This is a genomic window from Stappia sp. MMSF_3263, assembly GCF_030733745.1.
GTDB lineage: Bacteria > Pseudomonadota > Alphaproteobacteria > Rhizobiales > Stappiaceae > Stappia.
Genome location: NZ_JASHIK010000013.1, coordinates 131,135 through 157,266, shown reverse-complemented (window position 1 = coordinate 157,266; position 26,132 = coordinate 131,135). Strand labels below are relative to the sequence as shown.

Annotated in this window: 29 protein-coding genes; 15 read left to right on the top strand and 14 right to left on the bottom strand. The window is 65.7% G+C overall.

Translation table 11 applies throughout. The annotated features are described in order from the left end of the window. Positions 1–197 precede the first annotated feature (197 nt). Both RBB46_RS15395 and RBB46_RS15390 read right to left on the bottom strand, forming a co-directional pair. Entirely contained in the window at positions 198–965 is a 768-nt protein-coding gene (locus RBB46_RS15395) for an HpcH/HpaI aldolase/citrate lyase family protein (protein WP_306029901.1), read from the bottom strand. A 104-nt stretch (positions 966–1,069) separates the two neighbouring features. After that, positions 1,070–1,393, bottom strand: a complete 324-nt coding sequence (locus RBB46_RS15390) for a DUF1476 domain-containing protein (RefSeq protein ID WP_306029900.1) — start codon at positions 1,391–1,393, stop codon at positions 1,070–1,072. A gap of 417 nt (positions 1,394–1,810) precedes the next feature. Between RBB46_RS15390 and purC the strand changes: the two genes are divergently transcribed. Continuing rightward, the gene (purC, locus tag RBB46_RS15385) at positions 1,811–2,608 is read left to right on the top strand and encodes a phosphoribosylaminoimidazolesuccinocarboxamide synthase (protein ID WP_306029899.1); all 798 of its coding nucleotides are present in this window, start codon (positions 1,811–1,813) and stop codon (positions 2,606–2,608) included. A gap of 95 nt (positions 2,609–2,703) precedes the next feature. Here the strand turns inward: purC and RBB46_RS15380 are convergent, their stop codons facing one another. Next, positions 2,704–3,468 (bottom strand): SDR family oxidoreductase, encoded by a 765-nt coding sequence (locus RBB46_RS15380; protein ID WP_306029898.1) that lies wholly within the window; start codon positions 3,466–3,468, stop codon positions 2,704–2,706. A 220-nt stretch (positions 3,469–3,688) separates the two neighbouring features. Here RBB46_RS15380 and purS point away from each other — a divergent pair, with 220 nt between their 5' ends. Genes purS through RBB46_RS15360 form a run of 4 tightly spaced genes read left to right on the top strand, consistent with a single transcriptional unit; the run spans position 3,689 to position 5,069 of the window. Next, positions 3,689–3,928: a phosphoribosylformylglycinamidine synthase subunit PurS gene (gene purS / locus RBB46_RS15375; RefSeq protein ID WP_306029897.1), complete on the top strand. Its 240-nt coding sequence runs from the start codon at positions 3,689–3,691 to the stop codon at positions 3,926–3,928. Positions 3,929–3,967: 39 nt separating this feature from the next. Next, positions 3,968–4,075 carry a phosphoribosylformylglycinamidine synthase-associated small membrane protein gene (locus RBB46_RS15370; RefSeq protein ID WP_306029896.1) on the top strand — a complete coding sequence of 36 codons (108 nt, stop codon included), beginning with the start codon at positions 3,968–3,970 and terminating at the stop codon, positions 4,073–4,075. A gap of 39 nt (positions 4,076–4,114) precedes the next feature. Beyond that, positions 4,115–4,789, top strand: coding sequence for a phosphoribosylformylglycinamidine synthase subunit PurQ (purQ, locus tag RBB46_RS15365; RefSeq protein WP_306029895.1), 675 nt, complete (start codon positions 4,115–4,117; stop codon positions 4,787–4,789). A gap of 22 nt (positions 4,790–4,811) precedes the next feature. Beyond that, positions 4,812–5,069: a DUF2164 domain-containing protein gene (locus RBB46_RS15360; protein WP_306029894.1), complete on the top strand. Its 258-nt coding sequence runs from the start codon at positions 4,812–4,814 to the stop codon at positions 5,067–5,069. Here RBB46_RS15360 and RBB46_RS15355 read toward each other — a convergent pair. Beyond that, positions 5,066–5,860, bottom strand: a complete 795-nt coding sequence (locus RBB46_RS15355) for an AraC family transcriptional regulator (protein WP_306029893.1) — start codon at positions 5,858–5,860, stop codon at positions 5,066–5,068. The two genes, RBB46_RS15360 and RBB46_RS15355, sit on opposite strands and share 4 nt — an antisense overlap. Positions 5,861–6,005: 145 nt before the next feature. Here RBB46_RS15355 and RBB46_RS15350 point away from each other — a divergent pair, with 145 nt between their 5' ends. Next, positions 6,006–6,545, top strand: coding sequence for a peroxiredoxin-like family protein (locus RBB46_RS15350; protein WP_306029892.1), 540 nt, complete (start codon positions 6,006–6,008; stop codon positions 6,543–6,545). Positions 6,546–6,563: 18 nt separating this feature from the next. Here RBB46_RS15350 and yegS read toward each other — a convergent pair whose 3' ends face one another. After that, positions 6,564–7,460 (bottom strand): lipid kinase YegS, encoded by an 897-nt coding sequence (gene yegS, locus RBB46_RS15345; protein WP_306029891.1) that lies wholly within the window; start codon positions 7,458–7,460, stop codon positions 6,564–6,566. 166 nt (positions 7,461–7,626) lie between these two features. On the opposite strand from yegS, the gene purL reads away from it, so the two are divergent. From purL to RBB46_RS15325, 4 genes are all read left to right on the top strand, one after another. Next, positions 7,627–9,825 (top strand): phosphoribosylformylglycinamidine synthase subunit PurL, encoded by a 2,199-nt coding sequence (purL, locus tag RBB46_RS15340; RefSeq protein WP_306029890.1) that lies wholly within the window; start codon positions 7,627–7,629, stop codon positions 9,823–9,825. A gap of 112 nt (positions 9,826–9,937) precedes the next feature. Then, entirely contained in the window at positions 9,938–10,171 is a 234-nt protein-coding gene (locus RBB46_RS15335; RefSeq protein ID WP_306029889.1) for a BolA family protein, read from the top strand. 66 nt (positions 10,172–10,237) lie between these two features. Continuing rightward, positions 10,238–10,570 carry a Grx4 family monothiol glutaredoxin gene (gene grxD, locus RBB46_RS15330; protein WP_306029888.1) on the top strand — a complete coding sequence of 111 codons (333 nt, stop codon included), beginning with the start codon at positions 10,238–10,240 and terminating at the stop codon, positions 10,568–10,570. A 211-nt stretch (positions 10,571–10,781) separates the two neighbouring features. After that, the gene (locus RBB46_RS15325; protein ID WP_306029887.1) at positions 10,782–11,060 is read left to right on the top strand and encodes an antitermination protein; all 279 of its coding nucleotides are present in this window, start codon (positions 10,782–10,784) and stop codon (positions 11,058–11,060) included. A 123-nt stretch (positions 11,061–11,183) separates the two neighbouring features. Here RBB46_RS15325 and RBB46_RS15320 read toward each other — a convergent pair whose 3' ends face one another. The 3 genes from RBB46_RS15320 to RBB46_RS15310 form a co-directional block, all read right to left on the bottom strand. Next, entirely contained in the window at positions 11,184–12,452 is a 1,269-nt protein-coding gene (locus RBB46_RS15320) for an Hsp70 family protein (protein WP_306029886.1), read from the bottom strand. Between the two features lie 106 nt (positions 12,453–12,558). Further along, a complete protein-coding gene (gene ttcA / locus RBB46_RS15315) occupies positions 12,559–13,488 on the bottom strand; it encodes a tRNA 2-thiocytidine(32) synthetase TtcA (protein ID WP_306029885.1) in 930 nt (309 codons plus the stop codon). A 117-nt stretch (positions 13,489–13,605) separates the two neighbouring features. Continuing rightward, positions 13,606–15,387, bottom strand: coding sequence for a sensor domain-containing diguanylate cyclase (locus tag RBB46_RS15310; RefSeq protein ID WP_306029884.1), 1,782 nt, complete (start codon positions 15,385–15,387; stop codon positions 13,606–13,608). Positions 15,388–15,691: 304 nt separating this feature from the next. Between RBB46_RS15310 and RBB46_RS15305 the strand changes: the two genes are divergently transcribed. Next, a complete protein-coding gene (locus RBB46_RS15305) occupies positions 15,692–15,865 on the top strand; it encodes a hypothetical protein (protein WP_306029883.1) in 174 nt (57 codons plus the stop codon). A gap of 29 nt (positions 15,866–15,894) precedes the next feature. On the opposite strand, the gene RBB46_RS15300 is transcribed toward RBB46_RS15305, so the two are convergent. The 4 genes from RBB46_RS15300 to RBB46_RS15285 all read right to left on the bottom strand — a co-directional run bounded on the left by RBB46_RS15300 (position 15,895) and on the right by RBB46_RS15285 (position 19,743). Further along, positions 15,895–16,863 carry an MBL fold metallo-hydrolase gene (locus tag RBB46_RS15300; protein ID WP_306029882.1) on the bottom strand — a complete coding sequence of 323 codons (969 nt, stop codon included), beginning with the start codon at positions 16,861–16,863 and terminating at the stop codon, positions 15,895–15,897. 151 nt (positions 16,864–17,014) lie between these two features. Further along, the gene (rpsD, locus tag RBB46_RS15295; protein ID WP_306029881.1) at positions 17,015–17,632 is read right to left on the bottom strand and encodes a 30S ribosomal protein S4; all 618 of its coding nucleotides are present in this window, start codon (positions 17,630–17,632) and stop codon (positions 17,015–17,017) included. Positions 17,633–17,888: 256 nt separating this feature from the next. Then, positions 17,889–18,353 carry a hypothetical protein gene (locus tag RBB46_RS15290; protein WP_306029880.1) on the bottom strand — a complete coding sequence of 155 codons (465 nt, stop codon included), beginning with the start codon at positions 18,351–18,353 and terminating at the stop codon, positions 17,889–17,891. Positions 18,354–18,531: 178 nt separating this feature from the next. Then, positions 18,532–19,743, bottom strand: coding sequence for an NADP-dependent isocitrate dehydrogenase (locus RBB46_RS15285; RefSeq protein WP_306029879.1), 1,212 nt, complete (start codon positions 19,741–19,743; stop codon positions 18,532–18,534). 320 nt (positions 19,744–20,063) lie between these two features. Between RBB46_RS15285 and RBB46_RS15280 the strand changes: the two genes are divergently transcribed. Together RBB46_RS15280 and RBB46_RS15275 are read left to right on the top strand one after the other, a co-directional pair. Further along, positions 20,064–20,609, top strand: coding sequence for a molybdopterin-dependent oxidoreductase (locus tag RBB46_RS15280; RefSeq protein WP_306029878.1), 546 nt, complete (start codon positions 20,064–20,066; stop codon positions 20,607–20,609). A 104-nt stretch (positions 20,610–20,713) separates the two neighbouring features. Beyond that, on the top strand, positions 20,714–22,147 hold the full coding sequence (locus RBB46_RS15275; RefSeq protein WP_306029877.1) for an ATP-binding protein: 1,434 nt from the start codon (positions 20,714–20,716) through the stop codon (positions 22,145–22,147). Positions 22,148–22,267: 120 nt separating this feature from the next. On the opposite strand, the gene RBB46_RS15270 is transcribed toward RBB46_RS15275, so the two are convergent. Then, positions 22,268–22,825, bottom strand: a complete 558-nt coding sequence (locus RBB46_RS15270) for an HdeD family acid-resistance protein (protein ID WP_306029876.1) — start codon at positions 22,823–22,825, stop codon at positions 22,268–22,270. A gap of 146 nt (positions 22,826–22,971) precedes the next feature. Here RBB46_RS15270 and RBB46_RS15265 point away from each other — a divergent pair, with 146 nt between their 5' ends. Beyond that, positions 22,972–23,775 carry an RNA methyltransferase gene (locus tag RBB46_RS15265; protein ID WP_306029875.1) on the top strand — a complete coding sequence of 268 codons (804 nt, stop codon included), beginning with the start codon at positions 22,972–22,974 and terminating at the stop codon, positions 23,773–23,775. A gap of 22 nt (positions 23,776–23,797) precedes the next feature. Continuing rightward, positions 23,798–24,607 (top strand): glutamate racemase, encoded by an 810-nt coding sequence (gene murI / locus RBB46_RS15260; RefSeq protein WP_306029874.1) that lies wholly within the window; start codon positions 23,798–23,800, stop codon positions 24,605–24,607. A 125-nt stretch (positions 24,608–24,732) separates the two neighbouring features. Here the strand turns inward: murI and RBB46_RS15255 are convergent, their stop codons facing one another. After that, on the bottom strand, positions 24,733–26,130 hold the full coding sequence (locus RBB46_RS15255) for a cyclic nucleotide-gated ion channel (RefSeq protein ID WP_306029907.1): 1,398 nt from the start codon (positions 26,128–26,130) through the stop codon (positions 24,733–24,735). Positions 26,131–26,132 lie beyond the last annotated feature (2 nt).

Genomic DNA, 26,132 nt, shown 5'->3' with positions numbered 1-26,132 from the left:
CCACACCCTCAGGCTGTCACCCCCGGCTTGACCGGGGGCCCATTCGTTTCCAGAGCGGAGGCGACGGGAACACGGAGGCCGCGTACCGGCACGGACCACTGACGCCGGGGGGCTTCACGCCTGCCGCAGGCAAAGGCGAGCCATCGCCTCTGCCGAGGTTGGAACGATCGGTCTCGACGGGAACCAACGCCCCGCGCTCAGTCGAGTTCGGCCAGCTTTGCCTTGGCGGCATCCATCAGCAGCGACATCTCGACACCGTGGGCGAGAAAGCGGAAGCCCATGTCGCGGGCCGCGCGCGCATCCGCTGTCGTATTGCAGAAGATGCCGGCGAACTTGCCCGCCGCCCGCGCCTTCGCGGCGATTTCAGCGGCCATGGACTGCACAGCCTCGCTGCTCGGCGTCACGCTCGCGCCGTCAGAAAGAGTAAGCGACAGATCGCCGGGGCCGACGAAAATACCGTCCAGCCCCTCGACGGCAAGGATTTCGTCAAGCGCCTCCACCGCCGCCGGCGTCTCGATCATCGCCAGCGCCACGGTCTCGGCGTTGGCGGCGGCGAGATAGTCGGCAGGGGACACGCCCTGCAGCATCGCCGCGCGGTGCGGCCCCCAGCTGCGGGCACCGACCGGCGGATACTTGGCTGCCCCGACCAGCGCCAACGCGTCCTCGACCGAGTTCACCATCGGCATGATCACGGCTTCCGCGCCAAGATCGAAGGCGCGGCTGACTGTGGCGAAATCGTCGACCGCCGGCCTCATCACCGCATGGGCGCCGCCGAGACGGGCAGCAGCGATGCCCTCCCGTACCGTACCGATGTCATGAGCACCGTGCTGCATGTCCAGCGTCACGGCGCCATAGCCGGCCCGTCCCAGCAGTTCCGCCAGGATCGGCACGGCCAGCGTCGACCAGGCGGTGACGATGGTTTCGTCGGCGCGCAGGCGCGCGGCAAGGGAGGGAGCGGCGGTCATCGGGACATCCTAGCGGGAGGGAAATGTCCGGCCCCAGAGAAGGTCAAGGAAGCCGGGAGGGTCCGGCGGCGCGGGCGCCGCCGGCATCGGCTCGCAGTGCCGCGTCAGCCTTCGCTCTGGATCTGCTCGGCCGCCTGATGCAGCAGCTCGTCCATGGTACGACGGATCTGATGGTCCGACTGGTCGACGCCCGCGTCGTCGAAATCCTTGCGGATCTTGCGGAACACGTCTTCCTCGCCCGGCTCCTCGAAATCAGAGCGCACGACCTCCTTGGCGTAGTCCTGCGCCTTGTCGGCATCGAGACCGAGCTTTTCAGCCGCCCAAAGGCCAAGCAGCTTGTTGCGGCGCGCCACGGCCTTGAAGCGGAGCTCCTCGTCGTGGGCGTACTTGTTCTCGAAGGCCTCCTCGCGACGGTCGAACGTGCTCATGCCTGTGTCTCCTGCCTCGTCTCGGGTGCGGCCCGCCATTGCCGGTGGCCGCTGGAAGGGTTGCGGATCGCGCCATTCACATGGGTGTCTGGCATATGGGTATCCGGTGCGCTCTTGCATATCCTTCGCAGGCGGCCAAATCAACGCGATAAGAACCCCTGCCCGGGCATTGACCGGCCATGTCCACGGCGTTTCCGGGGAAAGCGCCAGCCCGTCCGAACGGTCCGGAAATTCTCTTTTCGCGCTTCATTGTACTTTACCAAGCGATCGTGTAGGTTCCGCGCCATCGAGCGGGGGGCCGAAAGTGCAACTGCCGTTCTCGCGCCTTCCGATGACCGTCCCGACCAGCCCGCATGGCCGATCAGACAGCGTCCACCGGGCTCGGGACCGCAGTCAACCGGAGCAACTCCGCCAGTTATGGATTTTCTTTCTCCAACACGGTACGTGCCTATGAACCGCCGCAGGCGCATTTACGAGGGCAAGGGCAAGATCCTCTACGAGGGCCCCGAGCCCGGGACGCTCATCCAGCACTTCAAGGACGACGCGACCGCCTTCAACAACAAGAAACACGAGATCATCGATGGCAAGGGCGTCCTGAACAACAGGATTTCCGAGTTCATCTTCAATCATCTCAACGGCATCGGCATCCCGACGCACTTCCTGCGCCGCATGAACATGCGCGAGCAGCTGATCCGCGAAGTCGAGATGATCCCGCTTGAGGTGGTGGTCCGAAACGTCGCCGCCGGCTCGCTGTCCAAGCGCCTCGGCATCGAGGAAGGCACCCAGCTGCCGCGCTCGATCATCGAGTTCTACTACAAGAACGATGCGCTCGATGACCCGATGGTCTCCGAGGAGCACATCACGGCCTTCGGCTGGTGCTCGCCGCAGGAGATGGACGACATCATGGCGCTGGCCATCCGCGTCAACGATTTCCTCTCCGGCCTGTTCCTCGGCGTCGGCATCCGTCTCGTCGACTTCAAGATCGAATGCGGCCGGCTTTGGGAAGGCGACATGATGCGGATCGTCGTCGCCGACGAGATCTCGCCCGACAGCTGCCGCCTGTGGGACATCCAGTCCAACGAGAAGATGGACAAGGACCGCTTCCGCCGCGACCTCGGGGGGATGCTCGAAGCCTACCAGGAAGTGGCGCGCCGTCTCGGCATCCTCAACGACAATGACCGCGCGGCCGGTACCGGCCCGGTGCTCGTCAAGTAGCACGGCTTGCGCGCCGCATCCCCGCGGCCATCGAAAACCAGGAAAGCCCCGGCCAGCGGCCGGGGCTTTCTTGCATCTCGCAGACCTCATGCAGCTCAGGTGCGGTTGATCGAGACCCCGCCATCGACCAGCATCGCCGTGCCGGTGGTGAAGCTCGATGCGTCCGAAGCCAGATACAGCACCGAGCGTGCGATCTCCTCCGGGCTCGAGATCCGCTTCATCGCATGCAGCCCCTCGACGAAGCTTAGTGCCTCCGGTGTGTCGGCCGCCTCGCGTCCCATCGGCGTGTCGATGCCACCGGGCAGGATCGCATTGACCCGGATCGCCTGCTGTCCGTGATCGGCGGCCAGCACCTTCATCAGTCCGACCATCCCCGCCTTGCTCGCCGCATAGGCTGCCATGCCGGGAAAGCCGACCGTGTGCCCGACGATGGTCGAGGTGAAGATCAGCGATCCGCCGCCGCGCTCCTCCATCGCCGGCACCTGATACTTGGCGCCGAGGAAGGCCCCGGTCAGGTTGGTGGAAAGCGCCATGTTCCAGTCGTCAAGCGACAGCGACGCGGCCGGCCCCATCGGTCCGAGCGTGCCGGCATTGTTGAAGCCGATGTCGAGCCCGCCGAAGCGGTTCTTCGCCAGATCGACCAGCGCCTCGGCATAGGCCTCCTCACGGACATCCCCGGCAAGCGCCACGGCCTGGCCGCCATTGTGCGAGATTTCGGCCGCCAGCTCCTCCAGCTCGTCCTTTCGGCGAGCGGCAAGCACCACCGCGCAGCCCTCTGACGCGAACAGCCGCGCCGTTGCCGCGCCGACGCCAGAACTTGCTCCGGTGACGATCGCGACCTTGTTTTCCAGTACAGGCATGAAACTCTCCATTGCCGTTGCCAATGACAAGCTTGGTAGGCGGGGAGAGGCGGCAGCGACACCCGATTAGAGATTGCTCCAACCCTTGTGCGAAATGCATAGCGTCATGCAAAATGTATAGAAGGCCCTTCCTTCCGTACGGCCGCCGCGCTAGAAGCGGCGCGAAAGCCCGACCGGCAGCGATCCGTGCCGGTTCCCCAGTTCGCGGAGACGAGCCCTGATGAAAGCACGCGTGACCGTCACCCTGAAGACCGGCGTCCTCGACCCCCAGGGCAAGGCGATCGAGGGTGGCCTTGCCGCGCTCGGCTTTGCCGGCATCGACAGCGTGCGCCAGGGCAAGGTCTTCGACATCGAAATCAGTGGCCGCGACGCGGACAGCGCCCGCGCCGACCTCGCCGCCATGTGCGACAAGCTTCTCGCCAACACGGTGATCGAGAACTACGACATCGAGATCGTCTGATCCGCACAAGGACGGGGTCTCCGGCCATGCCTGCCAGCCATGGATGACGACAGCGCCCGGGCCCCGCGCTTCCTGCTGATCAAGGCTGCCGTCTTCGTCCTGCTGCCGGCCGCGCTGGCACTGGCAGCTGCACTGTTTCTGGTCTGAAGCCCGTTCTGGTCCGAACTCCAAGGGAGCCGTCCCGCCATGAAATCCGCCGTCGTCACCTTCCCCGGCTCGAATCGCGAGCGCGACATGATGCACGCGCTGGAGCTGGTCTCCGGTCGCAAGCCGGCCGCCGTCTGGCATGCCGACACGCAGTTGCCCGACGTCGATCTGGTGGTGCTGCCAGGCGGCTTCTCCTATGGCGACTACCTGCGCTCCGGCGCGATTGCCGCCCGCGCGCCGATCATGGATGCGGTCCGTGCCTTCGCGGAAAAGGGCGGCCTCGTCCTTGGCGTGTGCAACGGCTTCCAGATGCTGACCGAGGCGGGCCTGCTGCCGGGCGCCCTGATGCGCAACGCGGCGCTGACCTTTGTCTGCCGCGAAGTGCTGATGGAGACGGCCTCCACCGCCAACCGCTTCACCGCGGCAATGCAGAAAGGGGCGACCTGGCGCTGCCCCGTCGCCCATCACGACGGCAACTATTTCGCCGATGCGGACACGATCCGCGCGCTGGAGGATGGCAACCGTATTGCCTTCCGCTATGCGAAAGGCACCAATCCGAACGGTTCGATCAACGACATCGCCGGCATCACCAACGCGGCCGGCAATGTGCTCGGCATGATGCCGCACCCGGAGAACTACGTCGATCCGCTGCAGGCGAGCACCGACGGCCGTGCCTTCTTCGAGAGCATCTGCAACGCCTTCGCCGTCGCCTGAGACCGAACCGACACAGGACGCCATGACCCGCAACCCCTTCAGCACCGAAGAGAAAGCGGAACTGGTGCATCGGTTGCGCGCGCATCTGCACGATCAGCTCGATGTGGAGATTGGCACGCTCGAGGCGGAGGAGTTTCTGGATTTCCTTGCCGGCGAGATCGGCAACGCCTTCTACAATCGCGGCCTCTTCGACGCTCAGGCGGCCATCGCGACCCGCCTTGAGGAGGCCACGGACGCGGTCTATCAGCTGGAAAGGCCGACGACCGGCGGGGCCCGCTAACCGGCCCGCGCGCAGGCGCTCGGCGCATGTCCGAACTGGCGCGAGAAGGCGCGGCTGAAAGCGGCCGCGCTTGAGAACCCGACCCGCCCTGCAACCGTCTTGAGCGACCCGCCACGGCCGATTTCCTGGCGGGCGATGCCCAGCCGCCAGTCCTGCAGATAAGCTCCGGGCGTGCGCCCCACGACATCGCGGAAGGTGGTGGCGAAGGCGGTGCGCGACATGCCGCACAGTCCCGCAAGATCTTCCAACTTCCAGCGGCGCTCCGGCGCTTCGTGCATGGCAACCAGAGCCAGCATGATCTGAGGATGTCCCAGGCCGGCAATCAGCCCGTTTTCGGCGCGGCCGGTCTCGATCGCATGGCGCAGGAAACGGATCACCACGATCTCGCAAAGCCGGTCGACAATCGCCTTGCCGCCGCATCGCGGCCGCTCGACCTCCTCCAGCAGAACAGTGGAGACGGCAGCCAGCGCGGGCGCGTCCTCGAGATCGACGCGCACCTCCGCCGGCAAGGCCATCGCCAGCGGCGATCCCTCCCCGCCCAGATCAACCCGCGCGGCAACCGCGACATCGCCCTCCGGCGGCACCGACACGCCGCCCGTCGGGGCCCCTCCCGTGCGGAACACCAGCCAGCGGGGGCGCGAGACCTGCTCCGCCATGCCCTCGGTGATCAGGAAGAGATTGACGCAAGACGCCGCCCTGCCCGCGAGCGGGGCATGAAGAACGGAGGCGTCGATCCGGAACCGGTCGATCAGGGCCGACAGCCGGTCAACCCGCTTCTGCATGACATCCATGGCGCACCTGAACGATATGGCAAGAAATTAGCATCGATGTTGTTCAGGAATACACTATCTAGAGATTCCGGACAATGCGCGCCGCACCCGTCCAAGACAGCCCGGCAGCCGGCCGGGCGCCCCCTTTGCCCAGAAGGATATGCACATGCCCCTCCTCCCCCGCCAACCCGTTCCCGGCCTGATCATCGACACGCTCGACCACGGCACCTTCGACCTTGCGTCCGAAACTCCCGATTTCGCCACGCTCGTCGTCTTCTATCGCGGCCTGCACTGCCCGATCTGCGCCACCTACCTGAAGGAGCTGGAGCGGCTGACCCCGGACTTTGCCGAACGCGGCGTAACGACCATTGCGATCTCCTCCGACGGGGAGGAACGCACCCGTGCGATGGCCGAGAAGGTCGGCGCGACCGCCCTGCGCTTTGGCTACGGGTTGCCGCTCGGGCTGGCGCGCGAATGGGGGCTTTATGTTTCCACCGGTCGTGGCACGACATCGATCGGCATTGAGGAGCCGGAGCTTTTCTCCGAACCCGGCGTCTTCCTCGTCCGCACCGACGGCACGCTTTATTTCGCCTCGGTACAGACGATGCCTTTCGTCCGCCCGCATTTCCAGGAGATGGTCGGCGCCCTCGATTTCGTGCGCAAGAACGACTATCCGGCGCGCGGCGAATATACCGGCGCGGTCTGAACGGCCCGGAACCGGATCTCAGGCTCCGGTCACAAAACGAAGCGCTCCCGGCTCGACCTTGACGTCGAGCCGGGAGGCCGACATCGGTTCGCCGTCGAGATTGAGCGACAACTCCTCTTCCGCCTCGACGCGCAGCGACGTGAAGGTCGTCCGCCTCGCATAGCCTTGCAGGTTGTCATCGGGCTCGCGCAGCAGGCTCGACAGGAGCGACAGGACATCATCGGCCTCGGGTTGGGGAAACAGCGTCAGGTCGAGACGGCCGTCATCGACCTTCGCCTCTGCGCAGAGCGGCACGCCGCCCCCCGCCATCCGCCCGTTTCCGATGGCCATGGCAAGAAACTGCCCTTCCCAGTTGAACCCGTCGGCGGAAAAGGAGGCCCGACTCGGTGTCAGCTCGCCAATCCGGCTGGCGCCAGCGACAAGATAGGCCACCCCGCCGAGCAAGCGCTTGGCGCGCGGGTCGGTTTCGCGGGTGATGCGGGTGACGGTGCCGCCACTGGCGACATTGACGAAGACGCGGTCATTGATGCGGCCGACATCGATCTTGCGCGGGGTTCCGGAGGCTGCAAGGGCGAGCGCCGCATACGGATCAACCGGAAGATCGAGACCGGCAGCGAAATCGTTCGCGGTCCCCAAAGGCAGCAGCGCAAACGCGCAAGACGTCGCGGCATTCGCCGAAAGGGCGGCGGCGACAACCTGGTTGAGCGTCCCGTCTCCGCCCCCGGCGACAATCACGTCGGGCTGTTCCCCGGTCTCCCGGCACACCGCATCGCGCGCGAAAAGTGCTGCGTCTCCCGCATCGTAGGTCACACGCACCTCAAGCTCGGTGCCCTGCCCGCGCACGCGTTCAACGGCCGCCCGCACATCCTCGCGCTGCGAGGACTTGCCGTTAAGGATGAGATGCATGCGGTGCATGGAGGTGTTCCGGTCTGTTGGCGGAAGGGAGAAAACCGGGACGAGAAAGTGGTCGATCGCCCCGTGTTCGAGGATGGGTGTGACGACAAGGAATGTCTACAATTCCCTTTGGCCTCCCGGTTTGCTAAACGGGCGGCATCTTTCGCATCCAAGGCTGCAGGCGCCCATGATCCCCAACGACATCGCGATCACTCCCGAACTGGTCGAGGCCCACGGCCTCAAGCCGGATGAATACGAGCGCATTCTGGCGCTGATCGGGCGCACGCCGAGCTTCACCGAACTCGGCATCTTCTCGGCCATGTGGAACGAGCACTGCTCGTACAAGTCCTCGAAGAAATGGCTGAAGACGCTGCCCACGACCGGGCCGCGCGTCATCCAGGGACCGGGCGAGAACGCCGGCGTCGTCGACATCGGCGACGGCGAAACGGTGGTCTTCAAGATGGAGAGCCACAACCATCCCTCCTATATCGAGCCTTACCAGGGCGCTGCGACCGGCGTCGGCGGCATCCTGCGCGACGTGTTCACCATGGGCGCGCGCCCCGTTGCCGCGATGAACGCGCTGCGTTTCGGCGCGCCCGAGCATCCGCGAACCCGCCATCTCGTCTCCGGCGTCGTCGCCGGTGTGGGTGGCTATGGCAACTCCTTCGGCGTACCAACGGTCGGCGGCGAGGTTGAGTTCCATTCCCGCTACAACGGCAACTGCCTGGTCAACGCCTTCGCAGCCGGCATCGCGCCCGCCGACGGCATCTTCCTGTCAAAGGCCGAGGGCGTCGGCTTGCCGGTCGTCTATCTCGGCGCCAAGACGGGCCGCGACGGGGTCGGCGGCGCGACCATGGCCTCAGCCGAGTTCGACGAGACGATCGAGGAAAAGCGGCCGACCGTGCAGGTTGGCGATCCCTTCACCGAGAAATGCCTGTTGGAAGCCTGCCTGGAACTGATGAAGACGGGCGCCGTCGTCGCCATCCAGGACATGGGCGCGGCCGGCCTCACCTGCTCGGCCGTCGAAATGGGCGCCAAGGGCAATCTCGGCATCACCCTCGACCTCGACGCCGTGCCGGTGCGCGAGGAGCGCATGAGCGCCTACGAGATGATGCTCTCGGAAAGCCAGGAGCGCATGCTCATGGTGCTGAAGCCGGAGAAGGAAGACGAGGCCAAGGCGATCTTCCGAAAGTGGGGGCTGGACTTCGCCATTGTCGGCGTGACCACCGACACGCTCCGCTTCATCGTCAACCACCAGGGCGAGACGGTCGCCGACCTGCCGATCAAGGAGCTCGGCGACGAAGCTCCCGAATACGACCGCCCCTGGGCGGAGAGCCCCAAGCAGCCCCTGTTGCCGGCCGCGCAACTCCCTGAGCCCACAAGCTATGCGGATGCTCTCCTGACCCTCCTTGGCAACGCCAACGGCGCCTCGCGCCGCTGGGTCTACGAGCAGTATGACACGCTGGTCCAGGGCAACACCGTCGCCTCGCCGGGGGGCGATGCCGGCGTCATCCGCGTCGGCGACAACGGCAAGGCCCTGGCCTTCTCCGTCGACGTCACCCCGCGCTACGTCGAGGCCGATCCCTTCGAGGGCGGCAAGCAGGCGGTCGCCGAATGCTGGCGCAACCTGACCGCCGTCGGCGCCGAGCCGCTGGCCGCCACCGACAACCTCAATTTCGGCAATCCCGAGCGCCCCGAGATCATGGGCCAACTCGTCGGCGCGATCAAAGGCATCGGTGCCGCCTGCGAGGCGCTCGACATGCCGATCGTCTCGGGCAATGTCTCGCTCTACAACGAAACCAGCGGCGAGGGCATCCTGCCGACACCGGCCATTGGCGGCGTCGGATTGCTGCCGGACGTGACGAAACGCGCCAGCCTGGCCTTTTCCGGCGAGGGGGACGTGATCGCGGTGATCGGCGGCCATGGCAGCCATCTCGGCCAGAGCGCCTATCAGCGCGACGTTCTGGGGGAGGAAAAGGGCGCGCCGCCCCCGGTGGACCTTGCGGCCGAGCGCCGGCGCGGTGAATTCGTCCGCGAACTGATCCGTGCGGGCCGGGTAAGTGCCGTCCATGACATCTCCTCCGGCGGCCTCGCCGTTGCCCTCGCCGAAATGGCGATGGCCGGCGGCAAGGGGGCGAGCGTCGCGGTTCCCGCTCCCGCCCATGCCGCCCTTTTCGGCGAGGACCAGGCCCGCTATGTGGTGACGATCCCCGCCGAGAGAGCCGCTGCCGTTGTCGAGGACGCACTCGACGAAGGGCTCGAGATTGTCGAAATCGGCAATGTCGGCGGCACGGATTTGACGGTTGAGGACATTCTCACCATATCCGTTGCAAAGCTGCGCGAGACCCACGAGACTTGGTTCCCGCGCTACATGGCCGGCGCCTGAGGCAACGGCCGCATGGCGTCCGCAAGGATTGTCGTGAAGGAAATGCAAACCGAGGATTGCAGGGCCGGGTCATCCGGCCTTGCGGACTGCCCGACAGGAAGGACGTGACAGTATGGCGATGCAGGCGCGCGAGATCGAAGCCCTGATCAAGGAGGCCCTGCCCGACGCGCGGGTGGAAATCCGCGATCTGGCAGGGGACGGAGATCACTATGCGGCGGTCGTGGTGTCGGATGCCTTCAAGGGCAAGACGCGCGTCCAGCAGCACCAGATGGTCTACCAGGCCCTGAAGGGCAACATGGGCGGCGAGCTGCACGCGCTGGCATTGCAGACCAGCGCCCCCGAATAGCCGGCCGGCCCGCAACCAATTCCACGCTCGCCGGACCTTGACCCGGCGGAACGAAAGGACAGGAAAATGAGCATCAAGGACTGGATCAAGAACGAAGTCGACAACAACGACGTCGTGCTGTTCATGAAAGGCACCCCGGCCTTCCCGCAATGCGGGTTCTCCGGTCAGGTCGTGCAGATTCTCGACTATGTCGGCGCCACCTACAAGGGCATCAACGTGCTCGAGGATGACGAGTTGCGCCAGGGCATCAAGGAATTCTCCGACTGGCCGACCATTCCCCAGCTCTATGTGAAGGGTGAATTCGTCGGCGGCTGCGACATCATCCGCGAGATGTTCCAGAACCAGGAACTGCAGTCGCATCTTGCCGAAAAAGGCATCGAGACACGCCAGTCGGCATGATGCTCACCTGAATTGACAGGTTAATAAATAGTTAATAAAGGGCGGATCGAAGTCGATCCGCCCTTTATTTTTGCAAAATTTGAAGACTAGGCAAAATTTGCCGAATCACCCACGATGAACGTCAGATGAACGCTCGCTTCAGGTCGTACTCAGTCCGGGCGGGGTAGTCCTCGGTTGTATCAGGGGTTCCCGACACCGAAAGGATTGGCAGATGCGGATCGCGAAACTCGCCGTTACCGGTATCGCTCTCAGCCTGGGGCTGGGTCTTGCAACATTCGCTCAGGAGTCGGATGCCGGCCTCCGCCGCATCTCCTGCGTCAATCTCATGGTCTTCGCACCCGCCAACGGCATCAGCGATGCCGATACCTGCCGCGCCCATGGCGGGCTGGCGGCGGAAGGCGCAACGGCGGCCCCCGCTGCTCTCGTCATCCTTGTGCGCAACCGGCCCGCAGGTTCCGACCACGGCCTCACCGTCGGCAAGGGATCCTGAGAGGGCCGCAGCCCTGATACCGGTCGGACCACGTCGGAGTGACGCCTGCTTCCCCGCGAGACGTCACCGCCCTGCTTCAGACCCGGAACGGCACCGTTTGTCCCGACCACGACGCAATACGGCTCACGCGGGGCCGTATTTGCGTGCCGCGTCAAGCGCCAGCCCCGCCCCCACGCTCCCGAAGACATCGCCCTGCACCACCTCGGCTTGCGGAAACAGGCGGGTCAGCCGTTCGCGCACGAAAGGCACGGAAGCCGAACCACCAGTCAGGAACACGGACGAGATTGCCTTTGCCGGAACACCGGCCTGGGTGAGACAGCCGCCAAGCGCGCCCTCGATCCCGCCGACCGACTGCTCGATCGCCGCAATCAGATCCTCACGCGCCACATCGATGTCGAGATCCTCGTCGCGCATCGGAAAATGCAGCCGGTGAAGATCCTCGGCCGAAAGCATGATCTTCGCCTCTTCCACGGCGCTGGCAAGCGCATGCCCCTGACGCTCGGCGATCACCGCGATCAGCCGCTCGACGAGCTCCGGCCGGTCCGCGTCCTGCCTTAGCTCCCGCAACCTGGTGTCGACCTGCGGCGCATAGAGGAAATTGATCCTGTGCCAGGTGGCGAGTTCGAAATAGGCCCAGTTCGGCAGGTCGCGCCGACGGTCGCGCGCCAGCGTGCCGTATCCGAATGCCGGCATGAGCTTGCGCAGGCTGAGCAGCCGGTCGAAATCGGTGCCGCCGATGTGGATGCCGGCGCTGGCGAGAATGTCGTCGCGGCGGTCCGTGCTGCTCCGGCGCTCGGGCGACACGCGCACGATGGCGAAATCCGACGTGCCGCCGCCAAGGTCGACGATCATCGCAAGCTCTTCCCGCGACACCGAGCGCTCGTAGTCGAGCGCGGCGGCAATCGGTTCGAACTGGAAGGCGACGGAGGCAAAGCCCGCGGCGCGGGCGATCGCCTCCAGCTCCCCCTCGGCGCGGCGGTCGGCCGCCTCGTTGTCATCGACGAACCGGACCGGCCGGCCAAGCACCACCGTGTCGAGCGGCCGTTCCGCGGCCTGCTCCGCCCGGTGCTTCACCTGCCCGAGATAAAGCCCGATGATCTCGGAGAAGGTCCAGCGCTGCGCCCGTATCGTGGTTTTTTCCGCCATCGTGCTGGAGCCAAGCACGCTCTTGAGAGCCCGCATCAACCGCCCTTCGATCCCCTCGACATAGGCGCCGACCGCGGCGCGGCCGAAGCGGACATGCCGCTCCTCGAAGGGAAAGAAGATCGTGCTGGGCAGTACGACGCTGTCGCCTTCCAGGGGCAGGAGACGGGCCGAACCATCTCGATCCAGGATCGAAGCCGTTGAATTGGACGTGCCGAAGTCGATGCCGCAAGGCGTCTGGAGTGTCATCGTCGGGTCCCGGGAATTCACGCCGCCGATGGTGGCGCGGGAGAGAAAGGAAAAGCCGGGAAAGACGCCCTTCCCGGCTCAGCTTGTCGGTCTGGAACAGCTGGATCTATTCGGCGGCGAACAGCCGTGCCGTCATCGCAAGAGCGGCGCCACAGCCCTCCGCGTCCTCGCGCGCCTCCCCGCCGGCAGGAGCACCCGGTGCGAGACCGGCAAAATCGAACAGCGTCCCGTCATGCAGATGCGAGGGGCGAACCTGGGTCAGCGCCTTCGCCATGGTTGCGAGCCGCCCGGGATGCGCATGTTCCCACTCCTCCAGCATGCGCTTGACCTCAGCACGCTGCAGGCCGTCCTGGCTGCCGCACAGGTCGCACGGGATGATCGGAAACTCCATCGTCCGGGCAAACCGGGCGATGTCGGCTTCCGCGCAGGAAATCAGCGGACGCAGCACCATCAGGTCGCCATCGTCATTGACCAGCTTGGGCGGCATCGACGACAGCCGGCCGCCATGGAAGAGGTTCATGAACATCGTCTCGAGCGCATCCTCGCGGTGATGGCCGAGAACGATCGCCTGGCACCCCTCCTCCCGCGCCGTGCGGTAAAGCAAGCCGCGCCGCAACCGCGAACAGAGCGAGCAGTAGGTCCGCCCTTCCGGGATCTTCGAGGTGACGATGGAATAGGTGTCCTGATACACGATCCGGTGCGGGATGCCGTTCCCGGCAAGAAAATCAGGCAATACATGCGAGGGAAAGCCCGGCTGCCCCTGGTCGAGATTGCAGGCAAGCAGGTCGACAGGCAGCAATCCGCGCCACTGCAGCTCCAGCAGCACGGCCAGCAGCGTGTAGCTGTCCTTGCCGCCCGACAGGCAAACCAGCCAGCGCGGCCGTCCGCCGCTCGCCTCGACCATTGCATGACGGGAGATCGTCTCGCGCACTTCCCGCACGAGCCGCTTGCGCAGCTTGCGGAAACCGACCGAGGACGGCGCATTGCGAAAAAGCGCCGGTACGTCGCTCTCCGCGCTGTTGGCAAGATCGGTCATGGGACTATCCCGGGAATCTCGAAGTGTCGGCTGCTCGCCGTTGGCATAGCGGCTCGCGGCAGCCGCGCCAAGCGGAAAGCCGCTTCCGCGCGAACGTCTTCCCGATGCAGCGATCGTTCAGGCTTCGGCGGCAGCGTCCCGCACGGTCCGGTTGCGCCCGGACGCCTTGGCCGCGAACAGGGCCCCGTCCGCACGGGTGCGTACCGTGCGCAAGGACCGGCCGTCGCGGCTGTCCGCGATGCCAATCGACACGGACACCGTGCCGAGAATGCGGCCCGTATGGCTGAGCGACAGGGTGGCCGTGCGCGTGCGGATATGTTCGGCGATCTGGTAGGCCTCCTCCGCCGGAACATCGGGCAGGAGAACAGCGAACTCCTCTCCGCCGAAGCGGTAGCAGGTGCCACGTTCCCCGACGATCTCCGTGAGGACGCCGGACACCGTCTGCAACACCGTGTCACCGGCATCATGGCCGAACTCGTCATTGAAGCGCTTGAAGTGATCGATATCGATGACGAAGCAGGTCAGATCCGCTGCAGCGTCCTCGCGCACATGCGTCGCAAGCGCCAGGTCCAGCGAGCGGCGGTTCAGCAGGCCGGTCAGCGGATCGCGCACGGCAAGACGGGTCAGGCGCTCGCGGAGCTGCAGGTTGGCGACAGCAAGCGCGACATTCTCCGCGATCATACCGAGATAGGCCTTGTACTCCCTGATCGAGGCGGCATTGCCGGAAATGTCCGCGAAGGCGAGCAGGCCGAGCGTGTCCCCGTGGGCACTGAGCGGAATGCAAAGCGACGAGTTGCAGGTTTCGGTCATGTGCCGGCAGTCGATATCCTCGCCATCGGTCGAACTGTGATGCGGCTGGCCGCGGCGCAGACCCCAGCACTCCTCCGGATCGAAGTTTCCGACCGCATCTTCCGGCAGCCGCCAGCTGCCGATCCGGGTCTGCAACGTATTGGCCTCGTTGCGCACGAACAGCGCCCCGCCCAGTTCGGGAAAAATCTGCGGCGAGAAACGACCGACGACCTCCGCCACCTCCGCCACCTTCTGGCAGGCCTGCATGCGGTGCATCATTTGGAGAATGAGATCCTTCATCTTCAGGTCCCGGCGGCGCTCGGCATCGAGCCGTTCCCGCTCCAGCCCGTTCTCCCGGAAGATGCGGATCGCCGAGTTCAACTCGCCGATCTCGTCGCTGCGGCCGTCGTGGGGAACCTCGACCGCGAAGTCCTGCGTGGCAAGACGCTTGACGATGCCCGTCATCCGGGTCAGAGGCACGGAGACCCGGCGGCGCAGCACGAAATAGAGGACGGCGAGAAACACGACCGCGGTCACCCCCAGCAGGATGCGCGCGATGGATCCGAGCCAGTCGCTCCAGATCTGCGCACGCTGCAGCTCCAGCCCGGTCCTGACATCGACCATTTTGCGGAACCGTTCGACCTCGTCGACGAGACGAACATGCTGACCGTAATGTTCATCGCCGAAAAGCGCGGCACGCGCTGCCGTGACGTCTCCGCCCTGATACGTCTTGATCGCCTGCGTCTCGATTTCCTCCAGCCGGTCGATGGTGGCGGTCGTCTCCTTCAGCAAGGCGAGTTCCTCGTCCGTGCTGCCGAGGGCCTCTGCACGGCGGGCCAGTTCCTCGAGCCGGTGCTCCTCCTCGTTGATCTTGTCGAACACGGCAAGATGCGTCGGATCGCCCCGCATGACATAGAGGCGGGCCTCGTCCGTCCTCAGCTCTGCGTCAATCTCAAGCCGTGCACCAAGATCATTCAGCGCCATGTGCACTTCCACGGCCCGCCGCTCCTCGGCTGCCATCTGGCCGGACATGATGAACGCGAAACCCGACAGGACCGTGAGGACGACCGTAACGCCGTAGGCCAGATTGGTGATCGTGCTGATCTTCATGGTGAATGCTGGTACTTCCGGATTGTGGACTGCCACCCTGCATTAGCATGTGCGCAGTATCGGGAAAGCAAACAAGCGCCGTCAGGCGTGCAGGCTCGAAGATTTTCAGGAGATGTGGCAGTTTTGTTCCCCGCAGCCGGAACGACGAGGAGAGGCCCGACCGGACGTCGCTTGCCGCACGAATGCAGGCCCGCACCGCGGCTTGCAATCGCGGCCCCGATCCGTGACCGTCGGGAAGTCATGCCGCAGCCGAAGCAGGATGCCTCCCGGCACACAGCCCCGCTCAAACCGATCAAGGCCCGCCTTGCAACCACTTCTGCCGATCAGTCTCGCATTTGCCCTGCTCGTCGGGGCCTGCGCCTCCGCCTCGGTTGGAACGGTGGTGCTGAAGTCCGACGGACGCGGCGGCGCCACCATCGACACGCGCTCGCTGACCATCGGGACGCCGGGCAAGGCCGACATCCCGCCCCCGCCATGACCGGCGCCCGGTCCCCGGTGTAACTGGCGTCAGCCCGCCGGCACGTAGCGCCAGGCCGTATCCTTGACCTCGACCCTGCCAACACCCGGCCAGGGCAGGTGATACCCGATCAGCATCAACCCGTCCGTCGCCGCCCGGTCGAGCAGCGCGCGGCGGGTGGCGATCGCCTGCTCCGGCACCTGGTCGGAGGTCGGCTGCCAGTCGGGCCGCTCGAAGGAGATCGTCGGGTGGGTCAGCGCATCGCCAAGAACGAGGAGCTGTTCGCCGCCATCCTCCACCAGAACCGACATGTGTCCCGGCGTGTGGCCCGGTGTCGCGATCATCGTCACGCCCGGCACGACCGCATGATCCGCGCCAACTCGGGTGATCTTTTCCGCCACCGCGCCAAGATTGCGCTGCGCGCCCAGCCCGAAGGAATGCAGCTCTTCCGGGTTGTTGGCCAGAAAGTCCGGATCCATCCAGAAATCCCATTCCTCCGTGCCGATCAGATAGCCGGCGTTCGGGAACCGTTCCGCCTCGTCGAAGTCGTCGATGATGCCCCACACATGATCGGGGTGGGCATGGGTCAGCACCACATGCGTGACCGCTTCCCGGTCAAGGCCGGCCGCGTCGAAGCTGTCGGCAAGCAGGCCCGCGCTTTCGAAGAAGTTCATGCCCGCACCCGTGTCGACGAGCACCAGGGCATCGCCGGAGCGGATCAGGGTGATGTTGAGAGCGCTGTCGCGCATCGCCGTGTCGAAGCCGCCGGCTGCAAGAAAGGCGGACCGTTCGGCCTCTTCCACGTTGCCGGCCAGGGTCGAGGCCGGCAGTGACAACCCGCCGTCGCTCAGCACGACCAGTTCCGTTGCCCCGAGTGTCAGGCGGTGCGCGTCCTGCGCCGCACGCGCGGGCGAAGGCAGGAGCACACTTCCCGCCGAAGCCCCGCCGAGCGCGCCAAGCCCCAATGTTGCCGGCGCGGCGAGACCGCCGCCCAGAATTGTCCGTCTTGAAATGGTCACCGTGGCCTCTCCCTTTTGCAGACATCATATTCGAGCACACGAATATGAAAAGGGAAGAAGTCGCAATCGCACCGGCGGATCGCTCGCGCCAACGAGAAAGGGGCGCGCCGGTTGGCGCGCCCCTCTTGCAGGCCTGGCGAAACTGCAGGTATCAGCGCGAGTAGAACTCGACGATGAGGTTCGGTTCCATCTGGACCGGGTAAGGCACGTCGCCCAGCGTGGGAACGCGGGAGAAGGTCGCGCTCATCTTGCTGTGATCGGCAACGACATAGTCCGGCACGTCGCGCTCGGCGAGCTGGACAGCCTCGATCACGGTGACGAGCTGCTTCGACTTCTCGCGAACCTCGATCACGTCGCCCGGGTTGCAGCGGTAGCTCGAGATGTTGACCCGGCGACCGTTGACCTTGACATGGCCGTGGTTGATGAACTGGCGCGCGGCGAAGACGGTCGGAACGAACTTCGCGCGGTAGATGACGGCGTCGAGACGGCGCTCGAGCAGGCCGATCAGGTTCTCGGACGTATCGCCCTTCATCCGCGAGGCTTCCACGTAGATCTTGTGGAACTGCTTCTCGGAGATGTTGCCGTAATAGCCCTTGAGCTTCTGCTTGGCGCGCAGCTGCACGCCGAAGTCGGAGAGCTTGCCCTTGCGGCGCTGGCCGTGCTGGCCGGGGCCGTACTCACGGCGGTTGGCCGGAGACTTCGGGCGACCCCAGATGTTTTCGCCCATCCGGCGGTCGATCTTGTACTTTACGCCATGGCGCTTCGACATACGCGGTTCCTTCGTTGTATGTGCGTTTTTACAAGGAAACGCGACCTCCTCTCCTCATCCGCTGCAAGCATCGGAAGAGGCGACAGGACACCCGGCCAAACAGCGCCGGCGCGGGTCTCCACGGTTGCGTGAAATGCAAAGCGGGCCAACAGGGCCCGCCAAGCGACGCGATGCCTACCCCAAAGCAGGCCGCGAGTCAAACGGATCCGCCGGATTTCTCTCCTCTCGGAGCAGTGCTGCATGCGGCAAGGACCGTTCAGTCCGTGCCCGGCAGCAGGCCATGCGGTACCTGGCTGTAGAGCGGGTCGCCATCCCAGAACGCATCGGTCGGGCCAACCGCGAAATCGACCACGTTCCAGCGTCCATAGGCCTGGTGCATCAGGACATAGGTCTGCAACCCGTCCATGTAATCGACCTGCTCGCGATAAACCGTCCCCGCCATGTCGATCGCCCCGCCACCCGGACGCTGCGGCGCCACGACGGCAAAGGCCCAGCCGGCCGAGACCCGCAACCGGTCGATGACGAATTCGACCGGAGGACCGACCCGAACCTCGATCAGCGGCCGGATCGTGTTCATCAGCTCGGCACGCTCCGCCGTGCCCCGCGCCGGCTCGTAAGCCCCCTGCGCCAGAGCCCCCGCGCCGCCGCCAGCCGCCACCGACAGCATCACCAGCATGGCCCCTAGCCAGGCCGGCACGCTTCTCGTCCATGAAAACAGCATCTTGTCCCCAGCCCTTTCTGCTCCGGTCGATGCCGCGCACGAGCATCGCCGGCAAGCTTTTCACCTTGGTCGTCCTTCAGGCAAGACCGCACGCGGCCGCGCAAAGAAAAAGGCGCCAGGAGGCGCCTTTTTCCGGATTTCAGGACGTGATCGCCAAACGGCGCTCACGGGTTGGCACTCAGGCCATCGCCGTCTTCAGATTCTCGTCGATCTTGTCGAGGAAGCCGTTGGTCGTCAGCCACTTCTGGTCCGGGCCGACGAGCAGCGCCAGATCCTTGGTCATGTGGCCGGACTCGACCGTGTCGATGCAGACCTTCTCGAGCGTCGCGGCAAAGTTCGCCAGTTCCGGCGTGTCGTCGAGCTTGGCGCGGTGGGCAAGGCCCCGGGTCCAGGCAAAGATCGAGGCGATCGGGTTGGTCGAGGTCTCCTCGCCACGCTGGTGCTGACGGTAATGGCGGGTCACCGTGCCATGGGCGGCTTCCGCCTCGACCGTCTTGCCGTCCGGAGACATCAGCACCGAGGTCATCAGGCCGAGCGAGCCGAAGCCCTGCGCGACGATGTCCGACTGCACGTCACCGTCGTAGTTCTTGCAGGCCCAGACATAGCCACCCGACCACTTCAGCGCTGCCGCGACCATGTCGTCGATCAGGCGGTGCTCGTATGTGATCTTCTTTTCCTCGAAGGCGTCCTTGAATTCCGTGTCGAAGATCTCCTGGAAGAGATCCTTGAAGCGGCCGTCATAGGCCTTGAGAATGGTGTTCTTCGTCGACAGGTAGCAGGGCACGCCACGCGCAAGCGCGTAGTTCATCGAGGCCCGGGCGAAGTCGCGAATCGAATCGTCGAGGTTGTACATCGCCATGGCGACGCCCGACGAGGGGGCATCGAACACTTCATGTTCGATCGTGGTGCCGTCTTCGCCGACGAACTTCACCGTCAGCTTGCCCTTGCCCGGGAAACGGAAATCGGTGGCGCGGTACTGGTCGCCGAAGGCATGGCGACCGACGATGATCGGCTCGGTCCAGCCCGGCACCAGGCGCGGCACGTTCTGCATGATGATGGGCTCGCGGAAGATAACGCCGCCGAGGATGTTGCGGATCGTGCCGTTGGGCGAGCGCCACATCTTCTTCAGGCCGAACTCCTCGACGCGCGCCTCGTCCGGCGTGATCGTCGCGCATTTCACGCCAACGCCATGTTCCTTGATCGCGTTGGCCGCGTCGATGGTGATCTGGTCGTCGGTTTCGTCGCGCTTCTCGATGCCGAGGTCATAGTACTTCAGGTCGATGTCGAGATAGGGATGGATCAGCTTGTCCTTGATGAACTGCCAGATGATCCGCGTCATCTCGTCGCCGTCGAGTTCGACAACCGGATTGACAACCTTAATCTTCGCCATAGTGCAGATGACCTCGCGTCTTGGGTGGCTCCCGCGCCTCATGCGCCCGATACCGCCGGTCCTGCCGGCGCGCCTGCCATGACCGGTTGGCGCCGCCGGTCGCAGCGACCGCGCGGCCCCTATACCAAAGGGGCGGCGAAACGGGAAGCCGGCCATTCGTCAATAAGCGCGCAAGGTCGTGCCGCGAATGCCGCTTGAGGCTGTCCCCGTGATCCCCAGGGCGTAACCACGATCGGCGCCGACGCTTGCGGGAACTGCCTATTCGTCGCATACCTCCCCTGTAAAAGATTCGGAGGGGGATGCGGCTCGAATGGTGCGGAATGGGCAATTTCGATAGATTCACGCGGAGCAACCTGGCCCGCCGTGCCGCAGTCATTCTTGCGATCTGCCTGGCATTCGTTGTTGCCGGCGCGTTCGGCACGCGGTCCGCTGCGGCGTCGGACAAGCCGGTTCTCGTCGTCAGCGGCGCCATCGCCGGCGACGTTCCCCGGACCTTCACCCGCGCGGATCTCAAGCGCATCGGCATGACCGGCGTTTCCACCGACACTCCCTGGACGCGGCGCACGACCTTCTTCGAAGGACCCTTGCTGCGCCAGTTGCTCGACCATGTGGGCGCGCGCGGCGACAGGATCGAGGCCGTCGCGCTCAACAACTACAGGGTCGAGGTTCCCATCGAGGACGCCCGCGACTACGACGTCATTCTCGCCATGCGCGCCGACGGACAGGATATCGGCATCCGCGACCGCGGGCCGCTCTGGCTGATCTATCCCTGGTCGCAGCACGAGGCGCTGCAACGCGAACTCTACTACTCGCGCTCGATCTGGCAGATCCGCGAGATCATAGTGGTAGCCAGCGACGCTGGGTAGTTCTGGTTGAAATGCCGCTTCCATCGACGCCGCGTCGATTGTAAGCTGCCTCGACAGGACACCCGCACGATATTGTGCGCGTGCGTCGAGTGGACCGGGTGGCAATGGACCTCAGCGCGAAATGGGTGCGGGCACTCTATGTGTCCCTCATGATCGGCGTCGCGATCATCACCGGCTCGCTGTTCATCGTGGTATCCACCCTCAACCGCCAGAACAGCGAAGACCGCTCCGAATACCGTCAGAGCCTGATCTGGTACACGGCCCAGCTCGTGGTCGAGTACCAGGACCTGATGCACGCCCTCAACACGATGATCGTGCATGACGGCGGCGAGGACCACCGCCAGGAGGTCTCGGCACGTTTCGACATCCTGTGGAGCCGGGCCATGCGCCTCGACGAGGGCGAGGCCGGCCAGGAACTCGTGCGTGTCGACGGGTCTGTGCCGCTGATGGCCGAGCTCGAAAAGACCCTGCTTGCGTCCGACCCGCTGATCAAGCGGATCAGCGCCGGCGACGTGGGTGCCGCCCGCAAGCTGCGCGGCGACTTCGAGGCGCTGCAATCCACCCTCGATTCGTTCCGCTCCGCCGTGTACCGGCTGCAGCTGGAGGCCGCCTCGCGCCAGCGCGGCGTTCTCCAGCGCACCGTCGATCTCGTCCTCTTCCTGATCATCGGCCTGCTGGTCGCCGGCGTCTCCATGGGCCTGCTGCTGCTGCGCGACCGCCGCCGGCTGGTGCGCCTGCAAACGCAACTGGAGCGCAGGGTTGCCGAACGCACCGGCGAGCTTGCCCATGCCAACGCCGAGCTCTTGTCCGCCAACGAAAGGCTCACCCAGTTCAACAACCTCGCCTCGCATGACCTCAAGGAACCGGTTCGCAAGATCACCGTCTTCAGCGACCTGCTGCTGGAGGGCGTTGCCAACAGCGACAGCGAGACAATCGACTACGCCGCGAATGTCATGCGGGCTTCCGCCGGCCGCGCCAAGACGCTGATATCCAACCTGCTCAACTATTCGGCCGCCTCCGACCGGGAACTCTCCAACGAGCCGGTGCGCCTGTCCGTGCTGATCGACCGCGTTCGCGACAGCCTGTCGGAGCGGGTGCGCGAGGGCGAGGCCGAGATCGTGCTGAGCGAGGGCGACGCCGAACTGCTCGGCGACCCGGTTTTCCTGGAGCAGCTCTTCCAGAACCTCGTCGGCAACGCCATCAAGTTCCGCGATCCCGAGCGGCGTCCCCGCATCGAGATCCTTGCCGAGCGCGACGAGAACGGCACCCCGACGAGTGTCGTTGTCCGGGACAACGGCATCGGCTTCGACATGGCCCACAAGGCGCAGGTCTTCGAGCCGTTCCGGCGGCTGCATCCGCGCGATCGCTATGCCGGCACCGGGATGGGACTGGCGATCTGCTCGGCCATTGCCCGTCGCCACGGCTGGGACCTTGATGCAACGAGCGTGCCCGGCGAAGGCTCCACTTTCCGGATCGACTTCGCACCGGGGAACCGCCTGGCGGCATCGGGCGCCACCCAGTTGGCCGCGGCCGAGTAACCGGGCCCGGCACAGCCGGCGACGGGAGCCCGCGGTTCTGGGCTTCGTGCCCGTCCCGCCTTCAGGACGGCACTCCCAGGCTCCCGCTCTTCAAGCTTCCGCTCGTCAGGCGCCTGTTCGTCAGGCGCCTGTTCGTCTGGCCGCCAGCGCGATCGCGATATAGCTCCATCCATTGGTGAGAACGGCAACGCCGCCGAGCAACCCGAGCGCCCACAGCGCCGAGGTGGGAAACTCCAGCCAGATGCACAGGCCGGCAAGGATCGAGATGACGCCCGCCGCAAGCACCCATCCCCAGCCATCATGCGGGCGCACCTTGAGGGCCAGCAGGATCTGCGTGACGCCCTGGGCGAGAAGGATGCCGGCGACAACCAGTGTCAGCGTGAAAGTGCCAACCAGGGGATTGTAATAGACCGCCGCGCCGCCGATCAGCGCGATCAGCCCGGTTGCGACGTTCCACAGGAACCCGCTCCACCCCTTCACCGAGAAGGCGTGCCAGATCTGCAGGATACCGCCGACGACGAACACCGCCGCGATGATCATCGTGACGGCGATGGAACTGGCCAGCGGCAGGGCGATCATCAAGGCGCCGCCGAGTGCCAGCGCAATGCCAAGGGCGAGAAACCAGCCCCATTTGGCGCGCACGATGTCCGTGATGGAGGGAGAGGGAGCATCTGTCATGTCATTGATCCACCGTGTTGCGACCCGGAATGCGGGCCGTCCGAGTGTAGCGCGTGACACGGCGCTGTCGATGACGGACGGCTGTGAGAACGGCCCCGACGCGTCTCCACTGGAAATACGCGCCGGATTGGGATATCTGCCGGCGCATGACACGCAACGCCTCCATTGATCCCGCCGCGCGGGACGTCGACCTTCTCCCGCCCTGCGTCATCCTGTGCGAACCGCAGCTTGGCGAGAACATCGGCACCGCCGCCCGGGCCATGGCGAATTTCGGCCTCACCGACCTGCGCATCGTCAACCCGCGCGACGGCTGGCCCAACGAGAAGGCGCGTGCCGCGGCCAGTCGCGCCGATCACGTCATCGACGCCGTCCAGGTGTTTGACAGCGTCGAGGCGGCGGTAGCCGACCTTGGTCATGTCTTCGCGACGACGGCACGTTCACGCGAGGTCGCAAAACCGGTGCGCGGCCCCGACGAGGCGGCCACCATCGCGACCAGGCTGGGTGCCGGCGGCACACGGATCGGCTATCTGTTCGGCCGTGAGCGCTGGGGGCTCAACAATGACGAGGTGGCGCTGGCCAACGAGATCGTCACCCTGCCGGTCAATCCCGACTTCGCATCGCTGAACATCGCCCAGGCGGTGCTCGTGTGCGCCTATGAATGGCGCGTCAAGGCGAACAACGGCGCCCTGCCCTTCCGCCTCGACGAACTCCAGAACCCGCCGGCGACAAAGGACGACCTCGTCCGCCTGTTCGAGCATCTGGAGGGCGCGCTCGACGCGGTCAACTTCTTCCGCCCCGTCGAAAAGCGCCCCTCCATCGTGCGCAACCTGCGCAACATCCTTCAAAAAGCCGCACTGACCGACCAGGAAGTGAAGACCCTGCGCGGCGTCATCGCCGCGCTCGAGGGACGAGCCACTCGGCCGCGCAGTACAGAGCCGGACCAGCTGTAACCTTCCGGGAGACTTCGGCGCAGTGACCCAGCAGGCACCGGTTCTGGTCTTTGACAGCGGCGTCGGCGGGATCACGGTAGCCCGCGAGATCCGGCGCCTGATGCCGGAACTGCCGCTTGTCTATGCCGCCGACGACGCAGCCTTCCCCTACGGCGCATGGGACGGAGATGCCCTTGCCCGCCACTGTGTCGCGACCGTCACGGACCTCGTTCGCCTTCATCGCCCCCAGGCCGTGGTGATCGCCTGCAACACCGCATCGACCCTGGTCCTGCCGCCACTGAGGCAGGCGCTCGACATTCCGGTGGTTGGCACGGTTCCCGCGATCAAGCCGGCCGCGGAGCGCACGCGCTCGGGCCTGGTCAGCGTGCTGGCAACGCCTGGAACCGTCAGCCGCGACTACACGTTCGACCTGATTCGCCGTTTCGCCCCCGACATCGCCATCACGCTGGTGGGATCGAAACGGCTGGCGGCCCTTGCCGAAGACAAGCTCTCCGGCCGCCCGCTGGACATGCAGGCGCTGGCCGCGGAGGCCGCGGCCTGTTTCGTCTCCCGGGACGGCAGGCGAACCGACGTCGTCGTACTTGCCTGCACCCATTTTCCGCTTCTGGCCGACGAACTGGCAGCCGCCGCGCCCTGGCCTGTCGAATGGCTCGACCCCTCCCCCGCCATTGCACGGCGCCTGCGCGACGTGATCGCCGACCGGCCGCCGGATCTTCCCGACCCTGCAACACCACCCGTGCCGGACAAACTCGTCGCGACCTCGGGTGCGGACCTGTCACGCGTCCTGGGATACGGTCTCCTCTTGCGGGAAAGGGCACCCGGCACCGCATAGCGGCCGAGCTTGCGCGGGCCGCCGCTCCCGGCCAGCGTGAGACCGTGTGTCATCCGGAGACCCCGGTGATCGGGCGATACTGGAGCCTGCTGAGCGTCCCCTGGATATAGCACCGGGACAGGCGGTCAATCGTGCGAGGGCGGCGGCTTACGCTCATCCAGGCTGAGAAGATCGGCTTCCGGCTCTTCTTCATCGCCTGCCGCCGGCTCCTCGTCCAGTAGACCGGGGATGGTCTCGGCCGAGGCGAGCTCGTCCTCCACAATGTCTCCGCCGCTCTCCCCGGCGGGAGCCGCGCGGCTGCGCTCCTCGACCTCGGCGAGGATCTTGCGCGCCACATCCGGCTTCTCCCGCATCAGCCGGTGCAGGTCATGCGCCTCCAGCACCATCAGCTGCGTCGGCTCCAGCGCGGTGACCTCGGCCAGGGCGTGGCGGTGGCCAAGAATTGCCATCTCACCGAAGAACGCCCCTTCCTCCAGCCGCAGCCGGCGGTCGCCGATCCCCACTTCGACGGCGCCATCCGCGACAAAATACATGCAGGTTGCCTCTTCCCCACGCCGCGAGACGACCGTGCCGGCGCGAACCGACTGGGCGCGAAGCAGGCGGGCGATCTCCGCAATCTCCGCGGCCTTCAGGTCTTCGAACAAGGGCACCCGCGCAACCATCCCCCAGGTGACGGCGAAATCGCGCGAATGGATTTCCCGCGCGAAAGCCGTCGCCACGATCCCGACGGGAAGGGCCAGCAGCCCGTAGCCAAGCAGCATCACGACCCCGCCGATAACCTTGCCCAGGGCAGACACCGGTACGGCGTCGCCATAGCCGACGGTCGTCAACGTCGCCGTCGCCCACCACATGGCGCGCGGTATCGAGCCGAAGACCTCCGGCTGCAGGCCGCCCTCGGCCAGATGCATGGCCGTCGCCGACAGGATCATGGCGCCAAAGATGATGATCAGGCTGGCAACGATCGCGTGCTTCTCCTCGCCGATGGCATTGGCAAGAGACCGCAGCGCCGGCGAATACCGCGCCAGCTTGAGAAACCGCAGGAGACGCAGGACCACGAATGGCTGCAACTCGTCGAACGGTGTCAGCAGGCTGACCAGAAACGGCACGATCGCCAGAAGGTCGACGATCGCCGCGCCCTGGCAGGCGTAGCGCCAGCGCGCGGCAAGCGGACCCAGCCGCCGATAGGGCGGATGCAGGTCCGCAACCCACAGCCGCGCCAGATATTCGGTGAGAAAGGCCGCCCCGATGGCGAGCTCGGCGAGATAGACAAGCCCGCCCCAGCGGGCCGCGACCTCCGGCATGCTCTCCAGCAGCACCAAAATGACTGTGGCGAAGATGAAAACGACGAGAAGACGATCGACGAAACGGCCTTGCGGGTCGCCGGCGGACCCCAGTTCCAGCCAGCGATAGATCCGCGCCTTCAACCCGCGCTGCGCGCGGGGGCCGCCGCGTCCGGCCGGGCCGGCGCCTGCGTCCGGATCGGACCCGCCCGGCGCTTGATCACGCTGAGGGGTCCGGTCCATAT

Bases quoted from the DNA above. Each gene is read 5' to 3' on its own strand.
- RBB46_RS15395 (WP_306029901.1), bottom strand. From the start codon at position 965: ATGACCGCCGCTCCCTCCCTTGCCGCGCGCCTGCGCGCCGACGAAACC.
- RBB46_RS15390 (WP_306029900.1), bottom strand. From the start codon at position 1,393: ATGAGCACGTTCGACCGTCGCGAGGAGGCCTTCGAGAACAAGTACGCC.
- purC (WP_306029899.1), top strand. From the start codon at position 1,811: ATGGATTTTCTTTCTCCAACACGGTACGTGCCTATGAACCGCCGCAGG.
- RBB46_RS15380 (WP_306029898.1), bottom strand. From the start codon at position 3,468: ATGCCTGTACTGGAAAACAAGGTCGCGATCGTCACCGGAGCAAGTTCT.
- purS (WP_306029897.1), top strand. From the start codon at position 3,689: ATGAAAGCACGCGTGACCGTCACCCTGAAGACCGGCGTCCTCGACCCC.
- RBB46_RS15370 (WP_306029896.1), top strand. From the start codon at position 3,968: ATGGATGACGACAGCGCCCGGGCCCCGCGCTTCCTGCTGATCAAGGCT.
- purQ (WP_306029895.1), top strand. From the start codon at position 4,115: ATGAAATCCGCCGTCGTCACCTTCCCCGGCTCGAATCGCGAGCGCGAC.
- RBB46_RS15360 (WP_306029894.1), top strand. From the start codon at position 4,812: ATGACCCGCAACCCCTTCAGCACCGAAGAGAAAGCGGAACTGGTGCAT.
- RBB46_RS15355 (WP_306029893.1), bottom strand. From the start codon at position 5,860: ATGGATGTCATGCAGAAGCGGGTTGACCGGCTGTCGGCCCTGATCGAC.
- RBB46_RS15350 (WP_306029892.1), top strand. From the start codon at position 6,006: ATGCCCCTCCTCCCCCGCCAACCCGTTCCCGGCCTGATCATCGACACG.
- yegS (WP_306029891.1), bottom strand. From the start codon at position 7,460: ATGCACCGCATGCATCTCATCCTTAACGGCAAGTCCTCGCAGCGCGAG.
- purL (WP_306029890.1), top strand. From the start codon at position 7,627: ATGATCCCCAACGACATCGCGATCACTCCCGAACTGGTCGAGGCCCAC.
- RBB46_RS15335 (WP_306029889.1), top strand. From the start codon at position 9,938: ATGGCGATGCAGGCGCGCGAGATCGAAGCCCTGATCAAGGAGGCCCTG.
- grxD (WP_306029888.1), top strand. From the start codon at position 10,238: ATGAGCATCAAGGACTGGATCAAGAACGAAGTCGACAACAACGACGTC.
- RBB46_RS15325 (WP_306029887.1), top strand. From the start codon at position 10,782: ATGCGGATCGCGAAACTCGCCGTTACCGGTATCGCTCTCAGCCTGGGG.
- RBB46_RS15320 (WP_306029886.1), bottom strand. From the start codon at position 12,452: ATGACACTCCAGACGCCTTGCGGCATCGACTTCGGCACGTCCAATTCA.
- ttcA (WP_306029885.1), bottom strand. From the start codon at position 13,488: ATGACCGATCTTGCCAACAGCGCGGAGAGCGACGTACCGGCGCTTTTT.
- RBB46_RS15310 (WP_306029884.1), bottom strand. From the start codon at position 15,387: ATGAAGATCAGCACGATCACCAATCTGGCCTACGGCGTTACGGTCGTC.
- rpsD (WP_306029881.1), bottom strand. From the start codon at position 17,632: ATGTCGAAGCGCCATGGCGTAAAGTACAAGATCGACCGCCGGATGGGC.
- RBB46_RS15290 (WP_306029880.1), bottom strand. From the start codon at position 18,353: ATGCTGTTTTCATGGACGAGAAGCGTGCCGGCCTGGCTAGGGGCCATG.
- RBB46_RS15285 (WP_306029879.1), bottom strand. From the start codon at position 19,743: ATGGCGAAGATTAAGGTTGTCAATCCGGTTGTCGAACTCGACGGCGAC.
- RBB46_RS15280 (WP_306029878.1), top strand. From the start codon at position 20,064: ATGGGCAATTTCGATAGATTCACGCGGAGCAACCTGGCCCGCCGTGCC.
- RBB46_RS15275 (WP_306029877.1), top strand. From the start codon at position 20,714: ATGGACCTCAGCGCGAAATGGGTGCGGGCACTCTATGTGTCCCTCATG.
- RBB46_RS15270 (WP_306029876.1), bottom strand. From the start codon at position 22,825: ATGACAGATGCTCCCTCTCCCTCCATCACGGACATCGTGCGCGCCAAA.
- RBB46_RS15265 (WP_306029875.1), top strand. From the start codon at position 22,972: ATGACACGCAACGCCTCCATTGATCCCGCCGCGCGGGACGTCGACCTT.
- RBB46_RS15255 (WP_306029907.1), bottom strand. From the start codon at position 26,130: ATGGACCGGACCCCTCAGCGTGATCAAGCGCCGGGCGGGTCCGATCCG.